Origin of the sequence: Rhodoferax sp. (genome assembly GCF_018063565.1) — a bacterium.
GTDB lineage: Bacteria > Pseudomonadota > Gammaproteobacteria > Burkholderiales > Burkholderiaceae_C > Rhodoferax.
In genome coordinates, this window is sequence record NZ_JAGPBB010000100.1 from 1 (window position 1) to 10,866 (window position 10,866).

The 10,866-nt window shown below is 58.7% G+C and carries 10 protein-coding genes and 1 riboswitch; of the genes, 3 read left to right on the top strand and 7 right to left on the bottom strand.

The window, feature by feature from the left end; translation table 11 throughout:
• Window positions 1–73: 73 nt before the first annotated feature.
• The 6 genes from KBF66_RS16705 to KBF66_RS16730 all read right to left on the bottom strand — a co-directional run bounded on the left by KBF66_RS16705 (window position 74) and on the right by KBF66_RS16730 (window position 5,970).
• Entirely contained in the window at window positions 74–1,096 is a 1,023-nt protein-coding gene (locus KBF66_RS16705) for a Gfo/Idh/MocA family oxidoreductase (RefSeq protein ID WP_296659896.1), read from the bottom strand.
• A 17-nt stretch (window positions 1,097–1,113) separates the two neighbouring features.
• A complete protein-coding gene (locus tag KBF66_RS16710) occupies window positions 1,114–2,622 on the bottom strand; it encodes a tripartite tricarboxylate transporter permease (protein WP_296659898.1) in 1,509 nt (502 codons plus the stop codon).
• Between the two features lie 16 nt (window positions 2,623–2,638).
• Entirely contained in the window at window positions 2,639–3,118 is a 480-nt protein-coding gene (locus KBF66_RS16715; protein ID WP_296659900.1) for a tripartite tricarboxylate transporter TctB family protein, read from the bottom strand.
• 89 nt (window positions 3,119–3,207) lie between these two features.
• Window positions 3,208–4,239 (bottom strand): tripartite tricarboxylate transporter substrate binding protein, encoded by a 1,032-nt coding sequence (locus tag KBF66_RS16720; protein ID WP_296659903.1) that lies wholly within the window; start codon window positions 4,237–4,239, stop codon window positions 3,208–3,210.
• A 46-nt stretch (window positions 4,240–4,285) separates the two neighbouring features.
• Window positions 4,286–5,308: a LacI family DNA-binding transcriptional regulator gene (locus KBF66_RS16725; RefSeq protein ID WP_296659907.1), complete on the bottom strand. Its 1,023-nt coding sequence runs from the start codon at window positions 5,306–5,308 to the stop codon at window positions 4,286–4,288.
• Between the two features lie 464 nt (window positions 5,309–5,772).
• Window positions 5,773–5,970 carry a hypothetical protein gene (locus KBF66_RS16730; protein WP_296659911.1) on the bottom strand — a complete coding sequence of 66 codons (198 nt, stop codon included), beginning with the start codon at window positions 5,968–5,970 and terminating at the stop codon, window positions 5,773–5,775.
• A gap of 68 nt (window positions 5,971–6,038) precedes the next feature.
• Between KBF66_RS16730 and KBF66_RS16735 the strand changes: the two genes are divergently transcribed.
• Entirely contained in the window at window positions 6,039–7,265 is a 1,227-nt protein-coding gene (locus KBF66_RS16735; RefSeq protein ID WP_296659914.1) for a hypothetical protein, read from the top strand.
• On the top strand, window positions 7,262–8,437 hold the full coding sequence (locus KBF66_RS16740) for a HupE/UreJ family protein (RefSeq protein ID WP_296659918.1): 1,176 nt from the start codon (window positions 7,262–7,264) through the stop codon (window positions 8,435–8,437). The genes KBF66_RS16735 and KBF66_RS16740 overlap by 4 nt, the downstream gene beginning before the upstream one ends.
• 58 nt (window positions 8,438–8,495) lie before the next feature.
• On the opposite strand, the gene KBF66_RS16745 is transcribed toward KBF66_RS16740, so the two are convergent.
• Window positions 8,496–9,080: a DUF5655 domain-containing protein gene (locus KBF66_RS16745; protein ID WP_296659922.1), complete on the bottom strand. Its 585-nt coding sequence runs from the start codon at window positions 9,078–9,080 to the stop codon at window positions 8,496–8,498.
• A 138-nt stretch (window positions 9,081–9,218) separates the two neighbouring features.
• A riboswitch (S-adenosyl-L-homocysteine riboswitch) is annotated at window positions 9,219–9,290 on the top strand.
• 23 nt (window positions 9,291–9,313) lie between these two features.
• On the opposite strand from KBF66_RS16745, the gene KBF66_RS16750 reads away from it, so the two are divergent.
• A partial coding sequence (locus KBF66_RS16750; RefSeq protein WP_296659928.1) for a dihydropteroate synthase occupies window positions 9,314–10,866 on the top strand: 1,553 nt, incomplete at its 3' end.

The window sequence follows — 10,866 nt, forward strand, 5'->3', positions numbered from 1 at the left end:
TTGATCGCCTTGGCATGGTAGGCCGAAATCATGCCGGTGCCCACAATGCCAAATCCGATGGTGTTTGCCGGGCTCATGGAACAATTCTTTCTGCCTGCTGTTGGGCTTTGAGCGCCAGTTCGCACACTTTGAAGCAGTGGGCATGTGTCATGGCGGTTTCAGTGCGTTCAAAGATGTCATCCCTCAACGCGGCGTAGTAAGGCAAGGGCGCAGTGGAGCAGTCGACATATCGGCTGCCCTCGTTGTTGACCAGGAACAGATGATCCTTGCCGGCGCGTCCACATATATCGATGTACTTGCGCAGTTCAATGTAGCCCTCGGTACCCAGAATCGTCAGACGCCCGTCGCCCCAGGTACCCAGGCCGTGGGGAGTGAACCAGTCGTTGCGGATGTAGCCACTGGTTTGACCTTGCGCCAGCAGAATCTCGCCAAAATCTTCCAGACCAGGGTCGTCTGGATGGCCAAGATTGCCCACGCGCGACTTGACGATCGTGGCATCGGTCGCGCCCGTGAAATGCAGGAACTGGTCGATCTGGTGCGACGCAATGTCAGTCAGGATGCCCCCGTACGCCAGTGGGTCAAAAAACCACGCCGGGCGCAGGTGTCGGTTCAGTCGGTGTGGGCCTAGACCCACGGTCTGCAGCACCCGGCCGATGGCACCGCCGCGCACCAGTTCGGTCGCCACGGTGACGGCGCGCACTTCAAAACGCTCGGTGAAGTTGACCGAAAAGATGCGGCCCGTCTCAGCTTGAACGCGCCGGACGTCATCAAGTTGCGCCAGTGTTGTCATACCCGGTTTGTCGACCATGACATCCTTGCCATGGCGCATGGCCTCGATGGCCACGGCTGCGCGATCACAGGGAATCGCTGTGGAGAGGATCAGATGAATGCTCGAATCTTCAAGCAACTGGCGTCGCTCAGGCACCCGGGCAATATCCGGGAATCGTTCGACAAAGCCCTCCAGGGTGCGAACATCGTCATGGGTCCAGTAGCCAGCGCATTCGGCGCCGATGGCGCGCAAGCTGGTGACCTGATCGTAAATGTGTCGGTGATCTATACCGATCACGCCAAAGCGCAGTTTCGGGTATTTGTTCATTTTGTTTTCAGGTTCCCCTACTCTTTTAGTTCTTCATGCACCAGCAGCTTCCGAAGCCAGCCGAAAGCATTGAGCTGGGTGAGTGCCATCAGGATGATCGCACTGGCAAAAACCAGGCTGATCGGCCGGGTGAAGAAGGGTGATGGATCCCCCGACGACAGGATCAGCGCGCGGCGCAGACTGTTGTCGGCCATCGGTCCAAGGATGATGCCAAGCAGGAAGGGGGCTGCCGGATAGGACATCCCACGCAACAGAAGACCAACGACGCCAAAAATGAACACCAGGTAGACGTCAAAAATATTGTTGCTGATGACATAAGCACCAACCGTGCACAGCACATAAACGATGGGCATCAGAATCGTGCTCTTGACCGTCAAAATTCTCACCGTGACCTTGGAGACCAGCAGCGCCAGAAACACCATGGTGATCGCGCTGATGGCCATGTAAACGCTGATGTCAACCACGAACCCGGGCGACTCGCTCATCAGCAAGGGGCCGGGGCGAAGGCCATGCAGCCAAAGTGCGGCGAGCAATACAGCGGCTGGTGCGCTGCCCGGCACGGCAAGCGACAGGACCGGAATGAGCGCGCCGCCCACACAGGCATTGTTGCCAGCTTCTGCCGCAACAACCCCCTCGAACGCGCCCTTGCCGAACATTTCGGGCGTTTTGCTCGACTTCTTCGCTGCCCAGTAAGATAGCCAGCCAGCAACGTCCTCACCAACGCCTGGAATAATGCCAATCATCACACCAATCACCGATGAGCGAATCATGTTGAGTTTATTCTTCAGGATGATGCCCAAGCCTCTTGTGACTTCGAGTGACGTGGTCTTGACCTGCTGCCTGGCAGTGCTGGAAACCAATCCGTAGAGAATCTCCGGGAAGCCAAACAAACCAATCATCACCGGAATCAACGGGATGCCCGACATCAGGTCAAGCACACCAAACGTGAACCGGGGATAGGCGTTCATGCCATCCATGCCGATCTGCGAGACAACCAGCCCGAGAATTCCGGATATCCAGCCTTTCAAAGGGTCTTTGCCCGAGGTTAATTGGCCACAGATCATGACGCCGAACAGGGCCAGCAGAAAAAACTCGTAGGCACCAAACTTCAATGCCAGCAAGGCCAGTGGCGGGGTAAGTAAAAGCACACACAGCGTGCCAGTCAGCGTGCCGACACAAGACGACATCGTCGCGACAAAGATTCCCAAGCCGCCTTCGCCGCGCTGGCCGATAGGAAAACCATCAACCGCTGTTGCCGCAGACGCCGGCGTGCCAGGAATGTTCATCAGGATGGCAGACTGGCATCCGCCAGAAATCGCCCCAATATAGACGGCGACCAAAGAAAGAATCGCGACTTCGTTCGAGAGCTTGTAGGTCAGCCCGGTCAGCAAGGCAACGGCCATGGTGGCCGTCAGCCCGGGAAGCATGCCGACAATCAGACCAAAAAAGACGGACACCACCATCGTGAACAGGGCGACCGGCTGCACAACAAAATGCAGCACGCCCAGCAGGTATTGAAAATCCATGACGCAAGTCCCTTGACTATGGCAGTGGCACGTGAAAGATCATTTTGAAGATGCCATAGATGGAGCCGACCACTAGCGCTGTGATCAGCACGTTCTTGACCAAGGAAGTGGCTTTCAGGATGGCCATGACAAGAATCATGAAAATCGAGGTGGACGCCCAAAACGGTAGGCGCGGCGCCAGAATGAAGGTGTACGAAGCCAGAAACAGTGCGCCCAACATCATTTCGCGCACCATCCGGGTCTTTCTGAAGCCGTCGAACCAGGAGAGGAAGCCGGCCACATTCTGTCCAAAACCGATGCGTCGAATGCTGCGCCGCAGCAGCATGACGCTGGTCAAGAGCAACAAGAGCGCCAACACCATGGGCAACATGCCGGGAGACGCATAAAGTGCACCACCGACTTCAACGCCAATAAAGTAACTCCTGACCATCATCGCCAGTGACAAGATCATCAGGGCAATGCTGGTGACAAAATCAAAATGGGTTTGTTTTTCCACTTCCGAACTCCTTCTTGTTGGAACCCGCCGACACCCGATGCGCGCTGTTGATCGTGTACCGGCGGTCAACTCATGTGCTTGCAGTCAGATCATTTCAGCCGTGGGAAGCCGAATTTTTCTGGGGAAATCTTGGCCGTCCCGCCATCAAACAAGGTCCAGGAAACGATGGACGATAGTTTGGCCACATGGGCCTGGGCTTCGTCACCACTCAGCGCCAAAATCACAGATCCCTTTTCTGCGGCAAATTTCTTCACGGTGTCGCTCTTGACCGCGACTTTGAACGCTGCATCAATGGCTTGAACGACGTTCGCCGGTGTGTCTTTGGGCACCATGATGCCAAACGATTCACCCATCGGCAGGTATGGCTTTGCGTCAGGAACCGATGTCGTAACGGCCGGAATGTCGGCCGCGCCGCTGAGCTTGAAGGGTTGATCCATCAGAACTGCCAGCGCGTTCATCTTGCCTGCCCGGATGTGGTCAACCATCTCCATCAGCAGTTGAGGAACCACATCCACTTCACCGGACAGCCCCCCAATGATGGCGGGTGCCCCGCCCTGGTAGGCGATGTGCTTGTAGGGCAACTTGGTTCCGAGCTTTAGAACCTCTGCGCCCATGTAGCCGCCACTCCCCACTCCGGCGGTACCAAAGGTGATTTCGCCTGGTTTCGCTTTCAATGCGGCCAGTAAATCAGGCATTGTTTTGTATTTGGCACTGTCGCCTCCCTTGGTCACGATGGCGTTGGGTGAATACGTGGCGACCCAGATATTCCAGTCCTTGTAGGTTTTTTCGCTTAAACCCATGACCGCATAAGATGAAAAAGCCAGCAAGCCGTTGGCAGCAATGGTGTAGCCGTTGTGCGGTTTGTTCCACACGGCGAGCGTTCCAATGGAGCCGGCAGCGCCTGGTTGGTTCAGCACAGAAACATTCGCCTTGAGTGCCTTGCCCATTTCTTCGGCCAAGGCTCGCGTGGTGAGATCGGTGCCACCTCCGGGCGGGTACGGCACGACAATGGATATGTCCTGTGTCGGCCAGTTGGCCTGCGCACCGCTGATTTGCGGCAAGAAGGCGGTCAGGCCAAGTGCGATGGATGCGGGGATACGCCAATTACGTTGAGTGTTCATTCTCAATACCTCCAGTGGTTAGAACAGTGCATTTGAACTACGGGACCTACGAAACTTCGAGAACCGACTTCCCTTCCTGTATCGAGCTGGGCAAGAGCTGGCTGACAGGTGGGTGATCAGGTGTTTTGATTGAATTGAGCAACAGGTTTGCGGAAGCCACAGCCATGTCGTGTTCCGGGCGCTGGATGCAGGTCAGCTGTGGGTTCAGAACACCGGCCCATTCAGGCGTGCCAATCATCACCAGTGAAATATCTTCGGGCCAACGAAACGCCTTGTCCTGAAAATGCAAGAGGGTTCCTTTGGCGGTTTCATGATGGGCGAGCACGGCCGCGGTGACGCCTGATTCCATCAGCCTGGCACCCATTCGCCGCCCGGCTTGCGCGGAGAGTTCGTCTGTCAACACCAGCTCAAGCTCGCTGGGTACACCAAACTCCCGTAAGGCCGCCCGATAACCGTCCACTCGTTCACAAACATTGGGAATAGGCGAATCCCAGCCAGAAAAAGCAACACGGCGGTGGCCGGCTTCAAGTAAACGGCGGGTTGCCAGATAGCCCGACTGAAAATTGTCGTGGCCCACGAAGTTGTGCTGTGTCTGCGACCCTGGAAAGGAGCGCTCGAGGATCACATAAGGAATGCGGTGATGCCGCAGCAGTTGTGTGTTTTCTTCCCGTGAGAGCGCAGGGCACAGAATGCAGCCGTCAATTTGCTGGGCGACCAGCCGTTCGAGGATGATGCGTTCCTGCTCAGGGTCTTCGTCGCTGTTGCACAGCGTGACGACGTAACCTTCCTGGCGTGCAATTGAAACGATTTCCACGCACATCCGGGTGAAGAAGGTATTGCCAAATTGCGCGACGAGGATGGCCAGGATGCCTCGGCGTTTACCTTTGATGCTGCTGGCAGCGGCATTCTTGACATAGCCAATCTCGGCAGCGGCGGCAAGCACACGGTCTCGCAGCTCTGGGCGAATATAGCGCTCGGCATTGCTCAGGACGTAAGACACTGTAGCGATCGAAGTCGTGGCCTTGACGGCTACGTCTTTGATGGTTACCGTCCGGCTCGATCTTGGCATGCCAACTCCGCAAATGTGTCGCGTGGAAACGTTTCCTTTGTGGTTTTTGGGGACAAGGAAACGTTTACATATCGATTATTTGCAGCAAGTTTTCCTCTGTCAATATGTAAATAGTAGGTAAATCGTTCAGGCGTCGATGCATCAGGGAGCGAAAAGTTATGCCGTCTGTTGGTCGAGTCCGAGTACTCTTGGTCGTGAAATCGTCGCCACATGGCTGACTTTTCGATCCACCGTCGACCGAACGGGTTGGCTATACAGCGTCTTGCCCGCAGTTCGCCAGGACCGCGAGGACGATTTGGCGCAACGTGTACTGTCGCCAGTTCGTATACGGCCAAGTACCACTGTTCTGGTTCGGACAGTAGTGGAACACGCGTTCTTGTGAGAGCAAGTGTCTGCGTGGGAGCACCGGACACATAAAAAAAACGGGCCCTCAGGCCCGCTCTTGCTAATGCTGAACTAGGTAATCAGCTCTTCTTTTCCATCAGCTTTTTGCACTCGGCCTTCATCTTGTCGTCGGCCTTTTTCTCATCCATCTTTTTGCAGGCTTCCATCTTTTCAGCCTTTTCCTTGTCGGTCATGGCACCGCCATGCGAGGCAGCCAGGGCGCTGATGGAAACGGTTGCGAAGGTCGCAGCGATCAAAGCAGATACAAACTTGTTCATGGGTAAACTCCGGTTTTTTAAAAAAATGCTACCTCCCAAAATGGAGGGCAGCGGAATATACAACACCCATGCCACACTTTTGGTTGACAGGTTTTTACCAGAATTGGGTTATTCCAGTCGTGTCAGGTATCGCGCTTCTGCTGGCGACCACGTCTGTGCAGGCTGTGCCACGCACGCCCGCGGCAGACGCCGAGGTGCTTGAAACCCTGCCCGGGCGTGCTGGCGACGGCACGTCGCGCGAACTCGCCCGACTGCGGGCCGCAGTGGCCCAGGCTCCCGCAGACGCTGCTGCCGCGACCGAATTGGCACAGCGCTACTTTGACCTGGCGATGGCCCGTGGCGACCCGCGCTACATTGGCTACGCCGAGGCCGTGGTGAACCGGTTTACTCAGACGCTGACACCTGAGCTGTTGACACTGCGCGGCATGCTGCGCCAGTACCGGCATGACTTTGCCGGTGGGCTGGATGACTTTGCCAGCGCGCTGAAGCTGGACGCGGATCACGCCATCGCACACGCCTGGCGCGGTGCCATTTTTCTGGTTCAGGCTGATACCGTCGCCGCGCAAGCCGAGTGCGATGCCTTGCAGCGCCTGGGTCGGGCCACGCTGGCTGGCGCCTGTCGGGGTCTGGCACTGGCTTACAGCGGCAAGCTCGAGGCGGGTTACCAGGCTTTGCAACAGGCCTTGAGCCTGAGTACCGACGAGGGCAACCGCCTGTGGCTGCTGACCCGCCTGGCGGAGGTGGCGGCATGGCAAGGGCAGCCCCAGAAGGCACAAAAACACTACCGCGATGCCCTGCAGCTGGGACGTGACGATGTTTATTTTCTGGCCGCCTGGAGCGACTTTTTGCTCGACCAGCACCAACCGGACGAGGTGGTGCGGCTGCTGGCCCGTTGGGAAGCCTCAGACAGCCTGTTGCTGCGCCTGGCTGAGGCTGAAACCACCTTGAAACTGCCTGCGGCTGCACGCCACCAGCAGATGATGGCGGACCGGTTTGCCGCCGCCCGCGCGCGCGGCGACACCACCCACCGAGCGGAAGAGGCACGGTTTGAGTTGCGCCTTCGCGGCGATGCAAAGACGGCGCTGCGTCTGGCGCGCGAAAACTATGCGGTGCAGCTCGAGCCGCGCGATGCCCGCGTGCTGCTTGAGGCCGCGCTGGCCGTCCAGGACTCCAGGGCAGCCCAAAGCGCGCTGGACTGGTTAAACCGCAGTGGCTTTGAAGACCCGCAGATACGCCAACTGGCGCGGACCCTGGCGTCATCCGTCAAACCCGCCCAACCTGGAAGTGCGCCATGACCGGGCACCTGCTTGGGCAACGAGTACGGCTGAACCTGCTGCCAAGGCTGCTTTGGCTGCTTTGGCTGCTACTTCTTTTGCTTTTGCTGCCCCTGCCCGCACTGGCGCACAAGGCCAGCGACAGCTACCTGAGCTTGACCGTGCAAGGCGGGCAGGTGAGCGGTCAATGGGACATCGCGCTGCGCGACATCGACTTTGCCATCGGGCTCGACGCCGATGGCAGCGGTGACATCACCTGGGGTGAGCTGCGCAGCCAGCAGGCAGCCGTGGTGTCGTGGGCCCTGCAGACGCTGACCCTGACGCGTGGCGATACCTGCAACCTGCAGGCCACACAAATGCAGGTGGACAGTCACACCGATGGCGCCTACGCCGTGTTGGAACTCGCCGGGCAATGCCCGACCGCGCGTGGCGAACTGACTCTGAACTACCGGCTGCTGTTTGATGTGGACGCCCTGCACCGGGGTCTGGTGCGGCTTGACCTGGACGGCCTGACGCATGCCACCGTGATGGCCCCCAGCACCCAGCGCCAAAGCTTTTCGCCCGCTGAGGTGTCACGACTGGCGCAGTTTGTCGAATTTTTTGTGCAAGGGGTCTGGCACATCTGGATCGGCTATGACCATGTGCTGTTTTTGCTGTCGCTGCTGTTGCCGGTGGTGCTGGTGCGCACCCGGCAAGGCTGGCGGGGTGTGGACCGCATGGGTCAGGCGCTGCACGAGGTGCTGTGGGTGGTGACAGCGTTCACCGTGGCGCACTCCATCACCCTGTCTCTGGCGGCACTCGGCGTGTTGCAGTTGCCATCGCGACTGGTGGAGTCCGCCATTGCGGTGTCGGTGGTGCTGGCGGCGCTGAACAACATTTTCCCGCTGGTGAGCCGACGGCGCTGGCTGGCGGCGTTTGGCTTTGGACTGATTCACGGCTTTGGTTTTGCCAGCGTGCTGGCCGAGCTGGGGCTGCCGCAGCAGACATTGGTGCTGAGTCTGGTCGGTTTCAATCTGGGCGTGGAACTGGGGCAGCTGGCCATCGTGATGGTGTTTTTGCCCCTGATTTTTGCGCTTCGCCACACGCGGTTTTACCGCCGTGTGGTGTTTTTTGGGGGCTCCTTGCTGATTGCGGCCGTGGCGCTGGTGTGGCTGGTGGAGCGGGTGTTCGACCTGAAGCTGATCAGCGCCTGATGGAGTCGCCTGTGGCGAAGTCGCACCAACAAGTGATCGGCACTATGACACTGGCATTTCAACCGGCCTGATCAAAAGCCACTCGCAACCACCCCTGCAGTTCCTGGTCGATTTCGGCGACTGCGCCGATGCGCACCGTGTACTGGCACATGCCACCAGCGGGCATGACTTTGAGTCGCGCCGCTGGCGAGAGTGCCTTGGCGTTGAGCCCGATTTCAATGAGATCCTTGGTGGCTGGGCCGACCATCGCAAACTGCTTGCGTCGACGCAGGCTGATGTAGCTCTTCTTCGGCGATGCTTCAAAAGCTCCGATGACCCGAACCATGTCCAGCACCGCGCCATGCAGCGGCAGTAATTTCACCTTGGCACCTGAATAAATTTCGACTAAAGGGTCGCTGGCCGTCCCTTGCGGCGTCACCGTTGCCGGACCGTCCAGCGCTGGCAGCGGCTTGCCAAAAAACAGCGCGACCATATTGGCATCACCGTACCCAAGCGAGAACTGCTCCATCAACAAAGTTCGCTGCTGCCCCACCTTGGTCAGGCCGCTGGCGGCCAGGGTTTCGTGCAATTCGATGATGGTCTTGCCGGTGCGGGTTTGGATATTGCGCAGCTGGTTTTGTCTTGCCACGTCAGGGTCAGCCATGTTTACCTCCAGTCATATCGAAGAATTCGCAAACGTCGCCACGGTACAGGTCTGGTGACCGCCCTGGGAGTTTACTGTTGCGCCTCGTCCGGCACCTTCGCAATCTCGCCCTGATACTGGCTGCCGCTAAAATCGGCCGCTTCCAAGGAGCGTTGCAGCAGGCCCACCGGGTTTGTCAGGCTTGGATTGTCCCAACGACGCTCACCTGACCCCGTTACCCACAGGTGAGTTGTATGTCTGAAATTTTGTCCCCCGCGCCGATGCGCCTGTCTGGCCTGGAGCCCCTGACGATTGGGTTGACACCCGTCACGGACAGCGCTGCGCCCAGCGCCACCTTTGTCAACGTGGGTGAGCGCACCAACGTGACCGGATCCAAAGCCTTTGCCCGCATGATCCTGAACGGCGAGTTTGACCAGGCCCTGAGCGTGGCACGCCAGCAGGTGGAAAACGGTGCGCAGATCATCGACATCAACATGGACGAGGCCATGCTCGACAGCCAGGCGGCCATGGTGCGCTTCTTGAACTTGATAGCGTCTGAGCCAGATATATCAAGGGTTCCGGTGATGATCGATTCCAGCAAATGGAGCGTGATCGAAGCCGGCCTGCGCTGCGTGCAAGGCAAGGCGGTGGTCAACTCGATCAGCATGAAAGAAGGCGTGGATGCGTTCAAGCACCAGGCCAAGCTGCTGCGCCGCTACGGTGCCGCGGCCGTGGTGATGGCGTTTGACGAAGCCGGTCAGGCTGACACCTACGCGCGCAAGACCGAGATTTGCGAGCGCGCCTACCGCGTGCTGGTCGATGAGGTGGGTTTTCCGCCGGAAGACATCATTTTTGACCCGAACATCTTCGCCATTGCCACCGGCATCGAAGAGCACAACAACTACGCGGTGGACTTTATCGAAGCCACGCGCTGGATCAAGGCCAATCTGCCGGGCGCCAAGGTCAGCGGGGGCGTGAGCAATGTGAGCTTCAGTTTTCGCGGCAATGACCCGGTGCGCGAGGCGATCCACACCGTGTTCCTCTACCACGCGATCCAAGCGGGGATGGACATGGGCATCGTCAACGCCGGCATGGTGGGCGTGTACGACGATCTGGAGCCCACCCTGCGCGAACGGGTCGAAGACGTGGTGCTGAACCGCCGGCCCGATGCGGGTGAGCGCCTGGTCGAAATTGCCGAAACCGCCAAGAGCGGCGCCAAGGACGAGAGTAAAAAGCTCGAATGGCGCGGCACGCCTGAGCACCCGGTGACCGTCGAAGCGCGTTTGAGCCACGCCATGGTGCACGGCATCACTGACTTCATCGTGGATGACACCGAAGAGGCCTACCGCGCCATTGTGGCCAAAGGCGGTCGCCCGCTGCATGTGATCGAGGGCCCGCTGATGGCCGGCATGGGCATCGTCGGCGACCTGTTTGGCCAGGGCAAGATGTTTTTGCCGCAGGTGGTCAAGAGCGCGCGGGTGATGAAGCAGGCGGTGGCGCACTTGATCCCCTACATCGAAGAAGAAAAGCGTTTGGACGAAGCTGCCGGGCGCGACGTGCAGACCAAGGGCAAGATCATCATCGCCACCGTCAAGGGCGACGTGCACGACATCGGCAAGAACATCGTCACGGTGGTGCTGCAATGCAACAACTTTGACGTCGTCAACATGGGCGTGATGGTGCCCGCGCACGAGATTCTGGCGCGCGCCAAGGCAGAGAATGCCGACATCATTGGCCTGAGCGGCCTGATTACCCCCAGCCTGGAAGAAATGCAGCACCTGGCGGCCGAGATGCAAAAGGACGACTA